This is a genomic window from Bacillus basilensis, assembly GCF_050630465.1.
Taxonomy (GTDB): domain Bacteria; phylum Bacillota; class Bacilli; order Bacillales; family Bacillaceae_G; genus Bacillus_A; species Bacillus_A basilensis.
The window spans coordinates 1-19,194 of sequence record NZ_JBNTQO010000017.1 but is presented as its reverse complement, the minus strand read 5'-3'; the positions used below and the strand labels follow the sequence as shown (position 1 = coordinate 19,194).

The 19,194-nt window shown below is 37.1% G+C and carries 19 protein-coding genes; 4 read left to right on the top strand and 15 right to left on the bottom strand.

Translation table 11 applies throughout. The features are described from left to right. Positions 1 to 493 precede the first annotated feature (493 nt). A complete protein-coding gene (locus ACQVV1_RS23590; protein ID WP_088307956.1) occupies positions 494 to 1,021 on the bottom strand; it encodes a hypothetical protein in 528 nt (175 codons plus the stop codon). Positions 1,022 to 1,164: 143 nt separating this feature from the next. Between ACQVV1_RS23590 and ACQVV1_RS23585 the strand changes: the two genes are divergently transcribed. Continuing rightward, the gene (locus tag ACQVV1_RS23585) at positions 1,165 to 1,812 is read left to right on the top strand and encodes a phosphatase PAP2 family protein (protein WP_242254747.1); all 648 of its coding nucleotides are present in this window, start codon (positions 1,165 to 1,167) and stop codon (positions 1,810 to 1,812) included. Positions 1,813 to 1,868: 56 nt separating this feature from the next. Here ACQVV1_RS23585 and ACQVV1_RS23580 read toward each other — a convergent pair whose 3' ends face one another. From ACQVV1_RS23580 to ACQVV1_RS23540, 9 genes are all read right to left on the bottom strand, one after another. Next, positions 1,869 to 2,882 (bottom strand): PTS sugar transporter subunit IIC, encoded by a 1,014-nt coding sequence (locus ACQVV1_RS23580; protein ID WP_000666170.1) that lies wholly within the window; start codon positions 2,880 to 2,882, stop codon positions 1,869 to 1,871. Between the two features lie 22 nt (positions 2,883 to 2,904). Then, a complete protein-coding gene (locus ACQVV1_RS23575; RefSeq protein ID WP_431169591.1) occupies positions 2,905 to 3,855 on the bottom strand; it encodes an L-lactate dehydrogenase in 951 nt (316 codons plus the stop codon). 242 nt (positions 3,856 to 4,097) lie between these two features. Beyond that, complete coding sequence (locus ACQVV1_RS23570; protein ID WP_001002988.1) at positions 4,098 to 4,349, bottom strand: spore coat protein; 252 nt, start codon at positions 4,347 to 4,349, stop codon at positions 4,098 to 4,100. 13 nt (positions 4,350 to 4,362) lie between these two features. After that, positions 4,363 to 4,548 carry a hypothetical protein gene (locus ACQVV1_RS23565; protein WP_001180555.1) on the bottom strand — a complete coding sequence of 62 codons (186 nt, stop codon included), beginning with the start codon at positions 4,546 to 4,548 and terminating at the stop codon, positions 4,363 to 4,365. Positions 4,549 to 5,360: 812 nt separating this feature from the next. Next, positions 5,361 to 5,909 (bottom strand): TetR/AcrR family transcriptional regulator, encoded by a 549-nt coding sequence (locus tag ACQVV1_RS23560; protein ID WP_071715985.1) that lies wholly within the window; start codon positions 5,907 to 5,909, stop codon positions 5,361 to 5,363. 3 nt (positions 5,910 to 5,912) lie between these two features. Further along, positions 5,913 to 6,635: an MBL fold metallo-hydrolase gene (locus ACQVV1_RS23555; protein ID WP_431169589.1), complete on the bottom strand. Its 723-nt coding sequence runs from the start codon at positions 6,633 to 6,635 to the stop codon at positions 5,913 to 5,915. Positions 6,636 to 6,781: 146 nt separating this feature from the next. After that, a complete protein-coding gene (locus ACQVV1_RS23550; protein ID WP_000416287.1) occupies positions 6,782 to 8,566 on the bottom strand; it encodes an acyl-CoA dehydrogenase FadE in 1,785 nt (594 codons plus the stop codon). A 265-nt stretch (positions 8,567 to 8,831) separates the two neighbouring features. Beyond that, positions 8,832 to 10,004, bottom strand: coding sequence for an acetyl-CoA C-acetyltransferase (locus ACQVV1_RS23545; protein WP_001206342.1), 1,173 nt, complete (start codon positions 10,002 to 10,004; stop codon positions 8,832 to 8,834). Positions 10,005 to 10,025: 21 nt separating this feature from the next. Beyond that, positions 10,026 to 12,407 (bottom strand): 3-hydroxyacyl-CoA dehydrogenase/enoyl-CoA hydratase family protein, encoded by a 2,382-nt coding sequence (locus tag ACQVV1_RS23540; protein ID WP_431169588.1) that lies wholly within the window; start codon positions 12,405 to 12,407, stop codon positions 10,026 to 10,028. Between the two features lie 235 nt (positions 12,408 to 12,642). Here ACQVV1_RS23540 and ACQVV1_RS23535 point away from each other — a divergent pair, with 235 nt between their 5' ends. Continuing rightward, positions 12,643 to 12,789, top strand: coding sequence for a YuzL family protein (locus tag ACQVV1_RS23535; RefSeq protein WP_236803902.1), 147 nt, complete (start codon positions 12,643 to 12,645; stop codon positions 12,787 to 12,789). 87 nt (positions 12,790 to 12,876) lie between these two features. Further along, positions 12,877 to 13,716 (top strand): D-alanyl-D-alanine carboxypeptidase family protein, encoded by an 840-nt coding sequence (locus ACQVV1_RS23530; RefSeq protein WP_242254751.1) that lies wholly within the window; start codon positions 12,877 to 12,879, stop codon positions 13,714 to 13,716. A 22-nt stretch (positions 13,717 to 13,738) separates the two neighbouring features. Here the strand turns inward: ACQVV1_RS23530 and ACQVV1_RS23525 are convergent, their stop codons facing one another. From ACQVV1_RS23525 to ACQVV1_RS23510, 4 genes are all read right to left on the bottom strand, one after another. Continuing rightward, positions 13,739 to 14,656, bottom strand: a complete 918-nt coding sequence (locus ACQVV1_RS23525; protein WP_098555391.1) for a proline dehydrogenase family protein — start codon at positions 14,654 to 14,656, stop codon at positions 13,739 to 13,741. A gap of 310 nt (positions 14,657 to 14,966) precedes the next feature. Then, the gene (locus tag ACQVV1_RS23520) at positions 14,967 to 15,212 is read right to left on the bottom strand and encodes a YusU family protein (protein ID WP_063222157.1); all 246 of its coding nucleotides are present in this window, start codon (positions 15,210 to 15,212) and stop codon (positions 14,967 to 14,969) included. Positions 15,213 to 15,260: 48 nt separating this feature from the next. Next, positions 15,261 to 15,563, bottom strand: a complete 303-nt coding sequence (locus ACQVV1_RS23515; protein ID WP_001018860.1) for an MTH1187 family thiamine-binding protein — start codon at positions 15,561 to 15,563, stop codon at positions 15,261 to 15,263. Positions 15,564 to 15,640: 77 nt separating this feature from the next. Next, entirely contained in the window at positions 15,641 to 17,641 is a 2,001-nt protein-coding gene (locus tag ACQVV1_RS23510) for a methyl-accepting chemotaxis protein (RefSeq protein WP_242254753.1), read from the bottom strand. A 188-nt stretch (positions 17,642 to 17,829) separates the two neighbouring features. Between ACQVV1_RS23510 and ACQVV1_RS23505 the strand changes: the two genes are divergently transcribed. Further along, positions 17,830 to 18,588, top strand: coding sequence for a TrmB family transcriptional regulator (locus ACQVV1_RS23505; RefSeq protein WP_098555395.1), 759 nt, complete (start codon positions 17,830 to 17,832; stop codon positions 18,586 to 18,588). Between the two features lie 30 nt (positions 18,589 to 18,618). Here the strand turns inward: ACQVV1_RS23505 and ACQVV1_RS23500 are convergent. Further along, a partial coding sequence (locus ACQVV1_RS23500; RefSeq protein WP_431169587.1) for a SpaA isopeptide-forming pilin-related protein occupies positions 18,619 to 19,194 on the bottom strand: 576 nt, incomplete at its 5' end.

The following is a 19,194-nucleotide window of genomic DNA, read 5'->3' as shown; positions in this document are numbered from 1 at the left end:
TTCCCAAAAAAATCAAGTTGAAAATTATATTATTTAGAATTTTTAATGATTATATTCCATGATAGTTAGGGAATTCCAGCACATAAAAAAGCAATCTACATATCTTTAGCAATTTTATAAACAACGGAATCATTTGAACCACTATATAACCGATTCCCGCATGCGAAATAAAGGAGAATCCTCGTTCCTGGCTCTACCTATCATAATAAAGCTAAAGCTGCTTGTATACTCGCTCACAAACCAATACCAATCGTAAGGGAGAGTGATGTGGAACTAACATTATCATCCCTTGATAAAACGAGCTAATACTTGATGCACTTCATTAAATTTTATAATTTTATATCTGCAATTGCTGATATAAAATTATAAATCAGTCTCATTACAGCCGCGAATGCATCTCGCATACGTCGTAAAGCTTTCGTGAGCTTCCCAATCATATTGTTATATGTGCTTCTGCATAAAAAATAAGAAGCCTAATTCATAGGCTCCTTCATCATCTATTCAAATAATCTGCAATGGTTTGAAATACGACGATGTACATATTATGAATACTTTCTTCAGTATTTCCACCATTCGATAAACCAACTGCCCATTGTTGTCCTTCACCACTTCCGATATTGGCAAACCCTTGCGTATACATAGCATTTACATCTTTTCGGGCACTGTTATACTCTATCCCTTTTGTAATAAAAATCGAATATGATTTATCTTGTAAACCGATAAAAAACACTGGTTTCTTTAGCGATGAAAATACATTTTTATACTGATCTGTTGAGGCTTCTTGAAAGTGAGCTTTCATTATTAGAAAACCATCTACTTCCTTAGATTTCTTTTCCAGTTCCCCTAACTTCATTTCCTCAAACTTTACATTCCTAAACGTATCTTTCGGTTTTTCTCCAACAACTCCAATTACGAGTGCTCTTCCGTTATATTCTAATTTCTCTCCTTCTTTATCCTTTGCACACCCAGCACTCGCTAGGCATATCAATATAAAAACTAAGAAATACGATAAACGCTTCATTTAGCACCCTCCCCTTCTTTTCAGTCAAGTGACAAAAACGTAAGGTGAATTCAAGAAAATGTAAGCAAAATCGATAGCCCAAATTGCGTTTCTATATTATAATCAATTGAATTTACTTACATTACTAAACATAGGAGATTATCATGAAGAAATTTAAACTTTCATCTTTTCTTCCGTTAAGTTATATACTTCTACTCGTACTCGTAAGTCCCCTTTACGATGTATTAAATAAATCGGCTGTACACGCAGTAGATGTCACAACTGTAGTAGATGATTGGATTCCATTTGTGAAAGCATTTATTATCCCTTATTTACTTTGGTTTCCTTACTTATACGGCGCACTTATTTATTACTGCTTTGCAGATCGAAAGCAATATTATGTCACTTTAAGTAGTGTCATTCTTGGAAAACTTGCTTGTTTTTCTATTTATTATTTTTGGCAGACAACTGTACCACGTCCAACCGTTGTTGGATCAGACGTGTTTTCCGAACTAGTCCGCTATATTTATAGTATCGATCAACCGGTAAACTGTTTCCCAAGCATTCACGTTCTTACTACATTTGTCATTATGCTAGCTGCCTTTAAACGTAGAGAACAACATGCTTTTGAATATTACATCCTTACCTTCTTCGGTACGCTTATTATTTTATCAACGCTATTTACGAAGCAACATGCATTTGTAGACGCCATTTCTGGAATGACGCTTGCAAGCATACTCTACTTCGGCGTTCAGCTGTTGTTAGCAAAAGAAACCGTACGTGTTCCAGTAAAACATAATCATAAAATGTAAAAAGCAGACTGTGGCTTCTCAGTCTGCTTTTCTCTATATAAAAGGAGATTTTCAAGTTAAGATTGCGGTACAGTCATATCACCAGAGTGAATACGACCTGCTTTTTTAAGAGCAATGTAAAGTATATAAGAAACAGCTACTGGAATGACGATATAAGTGATTACCATCGCCGGGACAACTTCCCATCCCTCACTGGAAATTAAATTAATTGGTGCGATAAGAGAACTTAATCCAAGACCTGCAATTTCTTTTCCTGCTTCCAGTTGGAAAATTAATGCTGATACTGGACCAACTATTGCACTGGCGACGACAGTTGGGACGAGAATCATTGGATTTTTAGTGATATTTGGCAACTGTACTTTTGGAGTACACAGAGCTTGAGCTAATATACCACCTAAATTATTTTCTTTCGCTGAGATGACAGAGAATCCGATAAACTGAGCAACGCAGCCTGCAAGAGCAGCACCACCTGCAACACCGTCTAAGCTAAGTGCAATCGCTAACGCAGCTGATGAAGCTGGTGAGATAAGTAATAGTCCCCAAACGACTGCAATGACGATAGAAGCGATAAACGGGCTACCAGCTGAACTATCTTTAATGAATGCTCCAACTGCATTTAAAACAGGAGTAATATTATGAGATAACCAAATGCCGACTAAACCAGAACCTAATATTGCCGCAAATGGAACGAGCATCATATCTAACGCAGTTTTTCCACTTAAACGTTTACCAATATATACAGCTAAAGTCGCTGTTAATAATGCACCGATTGGCTCACCTGTTTTAATAATTAGACCTGCTTCAGTAATTGAAATGGATCCGGCACCAATTGCTCCAGCTACCATAGCCGAGAAAATTACAAGACCGTTTGCACCGAGCATAAAAGCAATTCCAGCACCAATGGCTGGTGCCATAAGTGATTTTGCAACAACTCCGATTGTAATAAGCAACGGAATATCAACAATTCTTCCTATATTTTCGATTAGTAAACCAATTCCAAGGGATACGAAAATACCTTGTGCGATTCCAGCTGATGCTTTAAATACACGAGACATTATATATTCCTTCATTTGTTTCACCTTCTCCTATAAGTTAGTAGCTAATTGTTTTCATATAATCACGTAAAATGTCGTTTGATTTTGCGAATCGAGATTCTTCATCCTCTGTTAAATTTAGTTCTACAATTTCTCTTATACCATCTCTAGTAATAATAGCTGGTACTCCTGTACAAATATCATATTCACCATACTCACCATCTAAAATAGCTGATACAGCAATGACACGATGATCATCGTTAAAGATTGAGCTCGCAATATATGCTAAAGAATTTCCGATTCCGTAATAAGTAGTACCTTTACGTTTATAAATTTCCCATCCGGCTTTTGCAGTCTTCTCAACAATTTCATCTAAATCTATTTCACCAAATCGTTCTTTTTGTTCTTCTAAGATTTGCAGAATTGGTTTTCCACCAACAGTTACGTGTGACCAAGCAACCATTTGAGAATCACCATGTTCCCCTAATGAATACCCGTGAATACTACGAGGATCTACATGTAACATTTCAGATAAAATTGTTCGTAAGCGAGAAGAATCTAGTGATGTACCAGTACCGATTACACGATTTCTAGGTAATCCAGATAATTTCCACACTTCATATGTAATAATATCAACTGGGTTCGATGCAAGTAAGAAAATACCATCAAATCCACTTTCCATTACGCCGCCAACAACACTTTCCATAATCTTCGCGCTTGCTCCTAAAGTATCTAAGCGACTTTGCCCTGGTTTTGGTGCTGGTCCTGCTGTAATAATAACGATGTCCATATCTTTGCAGTCTTCATAGCTTCCTGCATATACTTTTGTTCTTGTATTTGTAAAGTTAATGCAGTGTGATAAATCCATTGCTTCCCCAACTGCACGTTCATGATTTATATCAATTAATAATAGCTCTTCGCAAATGCCTTGATTGACAATGGAATATGCACAACTTGATCCAACTAATCCAGTACCGATAATTGCAATTTTTCTTGTATGTCTTTTCATAGCAATCTCTCCTAATTGATCATATAATCTATTTCTTTTGTTCTTTACACCCTTAATTATAGAGATTCCCACGATAGAAACCATGGATACTTTGTGAAATATTGAACAAAGTTTTTGTCCTTTTTGTGAATTTTTATATTCCATTTTCGTCATATTTGTTACAACTGGAAAAATATTTATTATGTATTTATTGACATATACAAAAAGAAAACGAGCGAATAAATTCACTCGTTTTCTTTTCCTTATTGTTCCATACTTAATTGACTTTTTAATTGTTGTACAATCATTGGATTCGCAGGTGCTGCTGGCTTATAATAACTCTTTTGCTTTGCGTACTCGTACATATTACGTTGACGCATCTCATCCTGATTACGAATTTGAATTAACGTTTGGTGTAACTGTTCATTATCAGACTGAGCAATATAATTTGCATAACTTGTTAAACTTGCATTTAATCCTGCTAAATAATCATTTACCATATCTTTTTCATTCATCTTTCTCTTCCTCCTATCCTAGGAAAGTCATTAATTGCTGTTTCGTATTTCGTGCATCTTGTGCATCTTTTTGTAGCATTTGTTTCAGTTGTGGATCCGTACACGTCTGTGCATACTGCTCCAACTTGTTAATAATTGTTGCGTGTCCACCAATTAAATGACGTAAGTTTTCTACTTCAAGCTCTGTTAAGTTTTGCATAGGATACTCCTACCTTTCTTCTTTCATTCTCCTTTAGTATTCTGTTCTTTTTAAATCGTATTCATGAAAAAGCTCTCTTACATTTCAAATCAGTCACATCTATTTATAAATACAAAAAAATGTTATACTTACAGAAAAATACAAACATTCAAAAGCTACCCTTATAATAACAGCATAATCCTCAAACAAACCATGGTAGGAAGGTGTGCTCATACAAAAATATGTTAAAGTTATCTTCTTTATCATTTACGCAATCCTCTATGTAAAACTGTTGATTGATATATTAACTTTAAAGCCATTACTCACTTCTATTCCTTTACATATGTTATTTCTCATTTGTTTTTTATTCATTGCGCTTAACAACTATAAAAACCGTAATACTACGTTTTTCTTAGTATTTATTAGTGCAACTCTATTAGTAAGTATTAGTTTCATTAAACGTATTCTTATATAAAGGAGCAATAAATATGAAAACACATGACTTCCTTACAGAAATCCAGAAGGGCTCTGAGCCTAGTCCATATCAAGATCCTATCGTATTCAGTTTCGTTTGCTTTTTCTTAGCCATATACACATTTTTCAAACCTGCAAAATAATATCATTTAACAAAAAAGAGCCTCTAAACCACTAGAGCCTCTTTCTCATCTAATATCTTCTTTTCAAAACTACGATAGTTAAAGCATAAGAACAAAGTACTCCTGCTAATAAAAATGCATTTGCTAATTTATACTGTTCGCCTGTTAACGAATATAGATTCCCAATTAAAAAGATAACTAAAAAATCACTTCTAAGGTTTTTGTTTGCCTCGCTTCTTATTCACGTAATCCTTTAATAAACGTTTCCAACAATACATGTAAACTTGTATCTAAATCTAATGGCAGACCAAATCCGCCCTGCTGTTCAATCGACGCAAATCCATGACAAATACTTCTGAATCCGCGTGTCGCATGAAGTGCATTCTCTCCTTCTAAATCGTACTGTTGTAAGACCTGAAGACAAAGCTTTACAATTCCGTCACCTGCTTTTCTTACTTCTTCATCTCGTAAAAAAGTTGCTTCATACAGTCCAGGATGTTTACGTACGAATGCTACATACGCTTCTCCTAAAGCATGAATTGCTTCATCCATATGTTTATCCTCGGCCGCTTCTTCCAGCTTGTTATGCAGCTGTCGTATTCCGTAAATACCAAGATGTTTACGTACATCTTGTAACCCTTTTACATGATTATATAGTGAGGGAGAACGTATCCCTAACCTTTGCGCTAATGAAGCTAACGTTACTTCTTGTATTCCATTTGCATCTGCTATTTCTGCTGCTGTTTCTACAATTTTTTGTAATGTAAGTCCGATTCTGGGTGACATAAATTAACCCTCTTTCCTACTTTCTATATTCCGCTTCGCTTCTTTAATAGCAAGCTCTATGAAAGCCCCTGGATCGTTTATCATTTTTCCATGTCCTGCCGCAAGCAAGGAAGGCTCATATTCTCTTAACTTCTCTGCACTTTGTAATGATATGTCTTTGCTCCACGTTGCCATCGCCGGAAACGGAAACCAAAATTTCATTTGTCCTGAAACAGCCATACCTCCTCTTGTTTGAAATGCATCCCCAACAATAAGAGCTTTATTTCGTATATCAAGAAACGACATGGATCCTGGCGTATGTCCCGGTGTCATAATCGCAAGAAGCGATCCCACTCGGTCGCCATCTTCTAATAAAACATCAGGTGCCGTTTTCACCTTTTTAGGTACACCGCCTTTTATTGGCGTATTTGGTTCATCCTTTTGTAACGTCGTATCGCCTTCTAACAGCTTTGCGTCCCGCTTAGAAATATAGACTGGAACATTAGGCAGTACTTCCTTTAATGCGTCTAATGCACCGATGTGATCATCATGCGCATGTGTTAATACAATATTCGTAATTGGTTTCCCTATTTTTTCAACCGCCTGTAAAATTCCTTTTGCGCTATATGGCAAAGCCGCATCAATTAAAGTTAAACCATCTTCTTCCTCGACAAAGTAACAATTCACAGGAAACACTCTTGGCAAAAATGACAATTGATATACCGTTTTTTCATGTATCACTCTCATATTTCCAGCTCCCTTTTCACAAAACTAATACTATTAGTTTTATTATACTAATGGCATTAGTTTTATGTCACTAAAAATTTCATTTTTTCAAAAAAAAAAAAAAAAAGAACAGTAGTCGTATAAACGACTACCGTTCTTTAAAGGTATTAAACTGTGTAACGCTCATCTTCTAAAATTTTCGCAGCAATTTCACGTTTCTTCGGAATTACGTTAAGTGGTGTGTGGCGAGTTAATTTACGTAATGATGATAACATCATGCGCAGCATGTCGCCGTTTTCAACTGCAATAAGTGTTTCTTTCGCATCTGCTTCGATTTCGTTGAATGCTTCTTGGCAGAATACCTCAGTGTATAACACTTTTTGTTTATTCTTTTCAAGACCAGTTGTTTTAATTGCTTTTTCTGTACGAAGAACAGCTGACTCCATTGCGTATAGATTGCTTACGATGTCAGCGATATTCACAAGGATTTCTTGCTCTTTATCTAATGCTTTACCATATTTTTGAGCAGCTAATCCAGCTACCATTAAGCCGATTTTCTTCGCATTAGTTACTAAATATTTTTGAAGTGCTAATGGCTCATCGCCTACTTCTTCTGGCATCATCATCATTAACTCTTCTTGTAATTTTTGTGCTTTTTGAAGAAGTGGTAATTCACCTTTCATCGCTTTACGTAAGAACGTACCTGGTACGATTAGGCGGTTAATTTCGTTTGTCCCTTCGAAAATACGGTTAATACGAGAATCGCGGTACATTCTTTCAATCTCGTACTCTGCCATAAATCCGTAACCACCGTGAATTTGAACACCTTCATCTACTGTATAATCTAGTACTTCAGAACCGAATACTTTATTTAAAGAGCACTCGATTGCATATTCAGCGATAGAAGCTGCTACTGCTTTACCATCTTTTACTTCTTCTTCAGATAATGTGCTCATGCGGCTTTCGAATAACCCTACTGTACGGTATACAGAGCTTTCAGCTGCATATGTTTTTGCTGCCATATTCGCAAGTTTCTCTTGAATTAATGGGAAGCGAGCGATTGGTTGTTTGAACTGTTGACGTTGGTTTGCATATTGTGCTGAAATTTCTACTGCACGTTTCGCAGATCCAACTGTACCAACACCTAATTTATAACGGCCGATATTTAAAATGTTGAACGCGATAATATGACCTTTACCGATTTCACCAAGTAAATTTTCTTTCGGTACTAATGCATCTTCTAAAATTAACGTACGAGTTGAAGAACATTTAATACCCATTTTCTTCTCTTCTGGACTTGTAGATACACCAGCATATTCTTTTTCTACGATAAATGCCGAGAAGTGCTCACCATCTATTTTTGCGTACACGATAAATACGTCAGCGAATGCAGAGTTTGTAATCCACTGTTTTTCACCATTTAATACGTAATGTGTACCTTCTGCATTTAAACGTGCAGTTGTTTTTGCACCTAATGCGTCAGATCCTGAACCTGGCTCAGTTAATGCGTATGCAGCTAATTTTTCACCAGTTGCAAGTAATGGTAAATACTTTTTCTTTTGCTCTTCGTTACCGAATAATACGATTGGTAACGATCCGATACCTACGTGAGCACCGTGAGTAATTGCAAAACCACCAGCGCGAGAGAATTTCTCTGCGATTAACGCTGAGCTTACTTTATCAAGTCCAATTCCGCCGTACTCTTCTGGTACGTCAGCGCCTAATAAACCAAGTTCCCCAGCTTCTTTTAAAAGACGAACAGAACGATCAAACTCATGTTGCTCTAAATATTCAAGCTCTGGAAGAACTTCATTTACGATAAAGTCCTCTGTCGTTTTTGCAATCATTTTATGCTCAGATGAAAAATCTTCTGGCGTAAACACTTGATCAATCGTAATCTCATCTACTAAAAAGCTACCGCCTTTAACCGCATTTCCTACTGTTTTTTCCATGAAAATTTCCTCCTTCATATTTTCATAAGCCGCTTCTCTCATTTTGAAAGAAGCTGGCTCTCCCGTTTATTTTTTATAAATCTTTGTTGCTTCCATTCTTTGCATTGGCAGCGTCTCGTTCTGAGCAAGCCACCTGCACTTTTTATAATCCAGTTCCAGCGGCTAGAATGTTCGGTGGCTTCGCTTCTTCCTGCGAGGCAAAAAGCGCCTCTACGTCTGAAGCTCCATCCCCCTCACATTCTGAGCGAGCCGCTTCCACTTTTTTTTATAGTAATTCAAACACTCCCGCTGCTCCCATTCCGCCGCCGATACACATTGTTACGATACCGAATTGTTCGTTGCGGCGTTTCATTTCGTGAATAAGAGATAGCGTTAGTTTTGCTCCTGTACAGCCAAGTGGATGTCCAAGTGCGATTGCACCACCGTTTACGTTTACTTTTTCTTCATCTAATCCAAGTTCACGAATAACTTGGATGGATTGAGAAGCGAATGCCTCATTTAACTCGAATAAGCCGATATCCGATAGTTCTAAGCCAGCTAGTTTTAAAGCTTTTGGAATGGCAGCAATTGGGCCGATTCCCATTACTTCTGGCGGTACGCCAGCTACTGCAAATGAACGGAATTTCGCAAGTGGCTTCATACCATCGCTCACTGCTTTTTCACGGTCCATTAATAGTACAGATGCTGCACCGTCACTCATTTGTGAAGAGTTACCTGCTGTTACAGAACCGCGAACGTTAAATGCTGGACGTAATTTACCTAAAATGTCTAGTGTCGTCTCTGCTCTTACACCTTCGTCTTGTGCGAAAATGATTGTTTCTTCTTGCAGTTTGTTATTCGATCCAACAGTACGTAATGTTACATCTACAGATACTGTTTCATCAGCAAAGTTACCTGCAGCTAATGCTTTCGCAGCACGTTGATGACTTCTTACTGCAAATGCATCTTGCTCTTCACGAGAAATTCCATATTTCACAGCAACTTGCTCTGCTGTATGTCCCATACCCATATAATATTCTGGAGCTGCTTCTACAAGGCGACTATTAGGACGAACAACGTGTCCCATCATTGGAACTAAACTCATTGATTCCGCTCCGCCTGATAATACCGCTTCCGAGTGACCAAGCATAATGCGCTCTGCTCCGTAAGCGATACTTTGTAAACCTGAAGAACAGTAACGGTTAATTGTAATGGCTGGAACATCGTAAGAAAGTCCTGCTAATCCGCCTATATTACGAGCCATATTTAAACCTTGCTCTGCTTCTGGCATCGCACAACCGAAAATTAAATCATCGATTGGCCCTTCATAATTCGCACGCTTTAACGTTTCTTTTACTACTAACGCCCCTAGATCGTCAGGACGAACTGTTTTTAATGAACCCCTCTTTGCTTTTCCAATTGGTGTTCTTGCTCCCGCAACAATGACAGCTTCTCTCATGAACGATATCTCCCCTCGTTATTAGTTACGTAATGGCTTTCCTTTTACAAGCATGTGCTGCATTCTTGCTTGTGATTTCATCTCACTTACTAAGCTAATAAATGCTTCACGTTCTACATCTAATAAATACTGCTCATCAACTTCTGTTCCGTACGGCACTTTTCCGCCTGCGATGACATATGCAAGTTTCTTCGCAATATGAAGGTCGTACTCTGAAATGTAACCAGATAAATGCATTGCTTCTGCACCAAGTGCAAGAGTTGCATATCCTGTTTCACCAACAACCGGTATTTTTTTGCGGATCGGCGCTTTATAACCAGCTTCATATAAAGCAAGTGCTTTCTGTTTCGCATCGTATAGTAAGTGATCACCATTCACACTAATACCGTCTTTATCACCTAAGAAGTTATGAGAAACCGCTTCTTGTCCTGAAGTTGAAACTTTCGCCATTGCGACTGTTTCGAACACTTTATTTGCAACTTTTTGCAGATCAAACTCTACGCCGTTTGCCATTTTATTTAAGTGTTTAATGTATAGCTCTTTATTACCGCCTCCGCCAGGGATTAAGCCAACACCAACTTCTACTAAGCCCATATACGTTTCACTAGAAGCTTGAATGCTCGCTGCTGGTAAACATACTTCTGTACCTCCGCCAAGCGTCATACCGTATGGTGCTGCTACAACTGGCTTAGAAGAGTACTTAATTTTCGTCATTGCATCTTGGAAGTTTTTCACAACCCACTCAATTTCAAAGTAGTTGTCATCTTGTGCTTCCATTAAGATCATTGCTAGGTTCGCACCAACGCAGAAGTTCTTCGATTGGTTACCGATAACAAGACCTTTATAATTCTTTTCTACTTCATCAACAGCGTAGTTAATCATTTGCGTAATATCCATACCGATTGCATTGCTCTTCGAATGGAATTCTAAACAAAGGATGCCGTCGCCTAAATCAATTAAGCTCGCTCCGCTATTTTTCTTTAATACGCCATTTTTCGCTTTTAATTGCTTAAGAGAAATCGCCTTTTTATTACGTTCGATTAGCTTATATTCGCCATTATCGTAATAGTAGCTATCGCCGTTATCATGTTTATAGAAAGTAGTGAAACCTTTCTCTAACATTTCTTTCACCCAAGCCGGAACAACTGCGCCGTTTTCTTCCATCTTTTGAACAGACTTTTCAACGCCAATTGCATCCCAAACTTCAAATGGTCCTTGTTCCCAGCCAAAGCCCCACTTCATCGCTTGGTCAATTGCAACGATATCGTCAGCAATTTCTTTATGAAGTTTTGCAGAGTATAAAAGAGTTGGTGTAATGATGTTCCATAACAACTCTCCTGCGCGGTCTTTCGCATATACAAGCGCTTTCAATTTATTCGATAAACCTTTTTCTTGTTTACTTAACTCGATAGAAGCAGCTTTTAATTTTTTGCGAGCTTCGTACTCCATCGTTTCAGGATTTAATTCTAAAATTTCTTTTCCTTGCTTTAAGAAGAAGCCTTGACCTGTTTTGCTTCCCAGCCATTTTTTATCAAGCATGTCATGCATGAAAGCTGGTACTTTAAATACATCACGCTCTTCTTCTTGTACGTTTTCATATACGTTATTTGCAACGTGTACGAATGTATCTAAACCGACAACATCTAATGTACGGAACGTTGCGCTCTTCGGACGACCAATAAGTGGGCCTGTTACAGAATCAACTTCCCCAATGCTATAGCCGCGTTTTACCATCTCTTGAAGAGTTACTAATAAACCGTACGTACCGATGCGGTTTCCAATAAAGTTTGGTGTGTCTTTTGCGATAACAACGCCTTTTCCAAGAATGTCTTCGCCAAATAGTTTCATGAAGCTTAATACTTGTGGATCAGTTTCTTTCGTCGGTATTACCTCTAGAAGTTTTAAATATCGTGGTGGGTTAAAAAAGTGTGTGCCTAAGAAGTGTTTCTGGAAGTCGTCTGAACGACCTTCTGCCATTTTTTCAACTGAAATGCCTGACGTATTCGAGCTTACAATAGAACCTGGTTTACGAACAGCATCTACTTTTTCAAATAGTGTCTTTTTAACATCTAAGTTCTCAACTACTACTTCAATAATCCAATCTACATCGGCAAGACGCTCAAGATCATCTTCTAAGTTACCTGCTTCAATCAGTGCTAGATTTCCTTTCACTGTCAGAGGAGCTGGTTTTTGCTTTAATAGTTTTTGCAATGCTGTATTACTAAAACGATTTCTCACACTTTTATGTTCTAATGTAAGTCCCTTCGCTTCCTCTTCTTTCGTAAGCGCAGGTGGTACAATATCAAGCAATAATGTCGGAATACCAATATTAGCTAAGTGTGCCGCAATCCCCGAACCCATTACGCCTGAACCTAGAACAGCAGCCTTTTTAATTTGGAACATCCAATTCTCCCCCTATTCTTGAATGAATGCTCATTCAATTTTTCGACATAAGTCGCAATCAATGAGTGAGCCTCTACTAATAAATATATGATACAGTTTGAATTTTCGCAATATATTTATTGATAAAATTTTCTGAAATAAATATATTTCTTTCATTTGGCTATGCTATATATGTATTTTCTTCACTCAAATACACTTTCCCTTTTTATAATCTGACGAAACTGGAGGAATATATATGGCAAAACTTAAGAAGAACCCTTCAAAGGCTGGAATTAGTGCAGCAAGTGTGACAGGAAACGCTGGTCCAACTGATCAAGGCGTAGAAAAAGGACGTCAAGGTAATAACCAGCAATATAAGAAGCATAATATGGGCGAAAAATAACGCTATATTTTTGGGCAGAGAACGTGGCATAATGGGTAATGGCTGCTTTTTCTGCCCAATTTATTTGTAACAAATGAGGGAATTATATTGAAAAGAACATTAGTTATGATTGTAATGATTGCAACATTATTTACAGGGATGATTTTCTTCTCTTATGCACAAAGACAACAAACTGTAAGAGCCGATCAACCTAGTATTACTGGGCAATACGGAATTACAATCGATGCAGACACAGGTGAAATTTTGTATGGAAAACGGGAAGATGAACGCTCTTATCCGGCTAGTATAGCCAAAATGATGACAACCCTTCTCCTACTAGAGAATGTAAAAGAAGATGAAGAAATTACAGTTACAGAAAACGCGATTAAAACAGAAAGTCAAAGTAAGAAAATTAAGCTTCGTGCTGGGGAAAAATTAAAGCGTGATGAGGCATTAAAACTTATGCTTATCATTAGTGCAGACCCAATAGCCGAGTCAATTGCAGAACATATCGCAGGATCAAAAAATGAATTTGTGAAAATGATGAATGCTAGAGCGAAGGAACTTGGTACAAAACATGCGACTTTCAAAAACGCAAGTGGTGCTGATGCACTAGGAAACAAAGTATCACCATATGACATTGCTATGATTACGAAAGAAGCATTAAAGTATCCAGTTGTTTTAGAACATATGAATTCAACACGTACAACTCTACATACTTCAGAACGCTCTCCCAAAATCGCAAACTATGGACGAGAAGAACTATATGACGATCCATATGCAATTGGAAGTAAAAGCGGTCTATCAGCACTCGGAAAATATACAGTCGTAACAGTGGATGAAAAAGACGGTAAACGCGTCATTAATGTTGTATTATCTTCTACTCGCGCGCAACTATATCCTGATACGAAGAAAATGGCACATTACGCATTTCAGCAATTAAAATAACCAAGGAGTATTTTCTCCTTGGTTATTTTTTAACCATACCTTTTAACACGAACGCAACGTTTGCTGGGCGCTCTGCTAGACGACGCATGAAGTAGCCATACCAGTCGTTTCCATAAGGTACATAAACACGCATTTTGTAACCTTCTTTTACTAGCTCAAGTTGACGCTCATTACGAATACCATATAACATCTGGAATTCAAATTGGTCTCTTGGGATGTTGTGTTCTTCGGCAAGTTTTTTCGTATATTCAATAATCGCTTCGTCATGTGAAGCAATTGCAGTATAATTTCCATTTAATAAGTGCATTTTAATAATTTTTTTATAGTTATCATCTACATCTTTCTTATCCGGGAACGCTACCTCTTCAGGTTCTTTATAAGCTCCTTTTACAAGACGTAAATTAGGACTATAAGCATTTAATTCTTCCATATCTTTTTCTGTACGATACAGGTAAGCTTGAATAACAGTACCAATATTATCGTATTCAGACTTTAACTGCTTAAAGATATCAATCGTCTTCCCGCAGCGTGTATAATCTTCCATATCAATTGTAACAAACACACCATTTTCTTGTGCAGCTTCCAAAATACGGCGCATATTGTTCATTACGATTTCATCAGAGATATCTAATCCCATAGAAGTCATCTTTAAAGAAAGCTGCGAATCCAAACCTTCTCTTCCAATTGCACGGATCGCTTCAATCGATTGGTTAGCCATTTCATTTGCTTCCGCTTCATTATCAACGAATTCCCCTAAATAATCGATTGTTACACAAAGACCTTGCTTGTTCAATTGTTTAATAGCTGCTGTCGCTAATTCAATCGTCTCCCCTGCGACAAAGCGACCTGCTCCAAAACGTAAACCGTACTTTTTAGCCAGTTTTGTTAGCGCTTTATTTTTAGATAAGAAAAGAAACGAATTTCGCATTAATTGTTCCATGTAATTCACCCCTATGACTTAATTTATCTGTTTTTTACCCCTCTTCAAAATTATATCATTGTTTAAAATTATTGGATACAAATAATTATTTAGATAATTTATAAAATACTATAAAAACATTTAAAACCCTATATTCTCGCTTCTTAATATGAAGGGAATATTTTTCGACATTTAGAAAAATAGAGTTTAATAGGCACAAAATAAGCATGTCGAAAATATTCGACATGCTTATAAAACCCTTTATATTCCATGTAAATTATATAAAGATATTATTAAAGAAAACTTGAGGTAACATTCACCTCAAGTTTTCTCACTGCTCATTTCTCTTCTCTTCATTCATTTTTTTAATATCCGTAATTAGCTTCACCATCTCTTCTTTCGCATCTGGATACGTCTCATTCCAGTGCTTTACTAAAGCCGGCATCGTCTTAGCTATGTAAGAATACAGTGCCCACTTCTGTACCTGTTCTTTTCTCTCTTCATTGCTCTCTCCGAGTAATAGTTCCGTGTATTTCTCTAACAACCCGTCAAATTGTTCGTTAAACTTTTCACTCATCTTATCTACCTCCTATATGAAAAAAGCAGCGAAGATCGCTGCTTTTCCTTATAATTTTGATCGAACAGAGTTTAATTTCTTCTCCATTGTGCTTACTTTATCACGGCGATCATCGATACGAATTGTTGTTGCAACGCGCTGTGCACCTTTCGTATATGGAACTTCATGCATTTGTTGAATTACTTCTAGAATGACAGGAAGATCTCCTTCAATAATTGTATTCATTGGTGTTAATTGATACTTCACACGATCTGCATTTTTCTCAAGCACCTTTTGTACTTCTGCTACATATTCACTAACACTTGGATTACCTGTTCCTACTGGAATAATCGATACGTCAACAATTGCCATAGTAGTTTTCCTCCTATAATTGCTTCTTATATATCCATTATCTATTTTACCGAAATACGCATCATTTTACTAATTTGTTATTCCTCTATTTTAAATTGCTCAACCAATCTTTCTAAGTCTCTCATATGCTCCGTCAAGCTTTCCATCGTATGAGCTACCTTTTCTAGATGATTCACTTGTGATTCAGTTGCAGCATTTACTTCTTCCGAAACAGCTGCACTTTCTTGACTCGTACCAGCAATTGTATGCATTACCGCTGTAATTTCTCCTTGTTCGTGACCAATGTTATGTACCTCTTCTACAATTTGTTCCACTGAAGTACTAATCGTATTGACAACTGACATAATTGTACGGAACTCCGCCTCTGCTTCTGTCGTAACATTATTTTGTATATCCGCAATATCTTTTAATTTACTTACAACTTCTACAACTCGCCTTACCTCTACTTGTACATCACCAATCATCGTCGCAATTTCTACTGTTGCTTCTTTTGATTGTTCCGCTAATTTCCGAACCTCTTCAGCAACGACAGCAAAGCCTTTACCTTGTTCACCCGCACGTGCCGCCTCGATTGAAGCATTTAAAGCAAGTAAATTGGTTTGATCCGAAATACCTTTTATAAGCTCTACTACATTTTGAATCGATCCAACTCTTTGCTCTAACTTACCAGATGCTTCTTCTGTGTGAACAACAATCGAAGATGATTGGCCCCTTGTACGAACTAAATTACGCATCGTATTTAAGCCTTGCTTAGATGCCTCTTCAGCTTTGCCAGCCACGTCTTTTATGTCACCGACTGAATTATTCATTTGTTCCACTGACTGCGCCATATTCTCGAGCTGCTCTGAAACTTCATCTACACTATTAGCAAGCGTAGAAGCTCCTCCGCTCACATCATCCATTGCACCTGACACTTCTCTACTAGCGGCTACAGTTTCATTCGTTAAATAATGTAGATTGCTCGTTGATTGTTGCACTGTTGATACACTATTTTTAATTTTACTTACCATTTCATTCATTTGCTCAACCATATGATTAAAATGGTTCGTCAGTTCTCCAACTTCATCCTTACTTGTCACTTTCATTTGCAATGTCAAATCACCTTCTGCTACTTTTTGAACGTGATTCGTTAATAGTTGCAGCGGTCTTGCTAATCTTCTTGAGAACAAGTATGAAGCTGCGATTCCAACTAATAAGCTAATACATGCCATTATAATGACTGTATTTCTCGTACTATTTAATAGCCCATCAATCGTTTCTTTCGGGTAAAAAATTCCTATCTTCCATTTCATCAAATCAAATGACTGACTATATGCAACTACATCTTCACCTTTTAATGTAGTGACAGCATATTTTGTTACATCTTTATTTAAACTCTTCACAAGTGGCTCTTTCGAAACATCTTTCCCGACTTTCTCTGGGTAAACAAGAGCCATATTTTTATCATTTATAATAAACATTTCTCCGCCATTATTGTATTGAATATTATGAAGTAACTTCTGAATTGTTCCGAGCGATACATCCATTGCAACAACACCTATTACAGATCCATCTTGAGCTGTAATTGCCTTAGAAACCCCCACACTTAGCTTACCTGTAGCAATTTCATACATAGGTTGTCCCCAGTGAACCTTCTTCACATCAGCTTCTGAGTCTTTATACCAAGGTCTTGTCGTTGGATCATAACCTTCTGGCACTTGTCCACCTTCAGCAAGATTGGCACTTAATGTTTTTTTATCTTTCGTACCAATATATAAGTCTAAAATGCCAGGATGATTCTTTTTATACTCCGAAAACTCTTTCGTCAAAAAAGCTTCCTCTTCTGGAGTAACTCCGTCTTGAAGCATATTACGAACCATCTCACTGTTCGCATAATACCCCATATCTTCATCCGTTCTTTGAACAAATGTTGTAAGTTGCTCTGTCACAAGATCCATCGTATTTTGAGAATACTGGTCTAAGGAGCGCACTTCCTTCTCTTTCTGTAATTCATACATAGCTGTACCCAATATTACGAACATCATAGAAATAAGTACCGAAAATACTACCGCAATTTTTAAACGTAAACTTCTTAACATATCCCCCAAAGCATCCCCTTCGCATTGAATTTAAATCTTATTAATCATTATATTAAGTATAATAGATAAAATTAAAAAATTGAAACTAATTCTCACCTCAATCTGAGTAGAAAACCTACTACTACTTGTGCAAAAACAAATAGTTCATTATCCTTAAACTATATAATCTCATTCGTTCGGAGGGAACTATGTTACAAAAATTCGGTTTCTCACAATATGAAAGCCAAGCTTACGAAGTTGTCGTATCAAGCAACGAGCCATTAGATGCTACAACGATTGTGAAGCATTCTGGCGTTCCAAAAGCCAAAATATATGAAGTGCTTGCACGCCTAATCGATAAAGGAATGGTAATGGATTCCGTTTCAGAGAAGAAGAAGATGTATACAGCATTACCACTCAAGCTAGCAATTGAAAAGTTAACGACAGAATTTCAATCCAATATTAAAGAATTAGAGACAACTATATCGAAAAAATCATTTACAGATGATCGTGTATGGAGCTTAAAAATGCAATCTTCTATTCGCGTTCAAAGTAAAGAACTCATCGAAAATGCAAAAGAATCGATCCGCATTTCAGCTTGGAACGATACTCTTTTAGAATATCTTCCGTTATTAGAAGAAAAGGCAAAACAAGGGGTCAAAACCGAGTCCCTTATCGTCGGAAACGTAGAAACAGACTTAGAAAACATGCATTTTCTAATCCCAGCTGAAGAGCCTAACGCGCTAGAGCGCTACTTACTACTCATCGTTGACGACCGTGAAATTTTATTTGCTGGTGTAGAGCAAGAGTCATGGCAAGCAATGAAAACAATGTCACAACCTTTCGTGAAGTTCTTTACAGAATTTTTCTATCATGACGTTGCACTTGCGAAGATTACCCAGAAACACCATGATCTCTTTATGGAAGATGAGGAAATTAAGAGTTTGTTGATGAAGTTGAGATACTAAAAAAACGCCTCTATTACAAGGCGTTTTTTTCTACATTTCTTTTCTATTTTTCATCCTTAACACATAAGCACCCGCAATAATAAAACCAATTCCTAAAACGAATAAAGCGGTAAATTCATTGCCGACGCCGCCAGTAGCTGGTAAACGCACTTCATTATGAGTATTTGGTTGTTGCATTGGCTTCACATCAGTGGCAGGTTTCACTTCTTCATTCGGTGTTGGCTTATTTGGCTTAGAAGGAAGCGATGCCTTTTCTTCTTTCTTATTTTTCACAATATGTTTAATAATTTCTCCATCCTTTTTTATTTCAAATGCGAATGTCTCTTCATTTATTACATATCCATTCGGCGCTATTGTTTCTTTATACGTGTACTTTCCGTATGGTAATTTGAATTTCGCTATACCTTTTTCATCCGTTTTCCCTTTTACTACTTCTTTTCCTTGTTCGTTGTAGATTGTAAATTCTGTATTTGGCAGTTTCGTATTCCCATCTGCTACATCTACTTTCGTTATTTCTAACTCACCTTCTACCTTCTTATCTTGAACGATATGTTTAATAATTTCTCCATTCTCTTTTATTTCAAATGCGAACGTCTCTTCATTTAT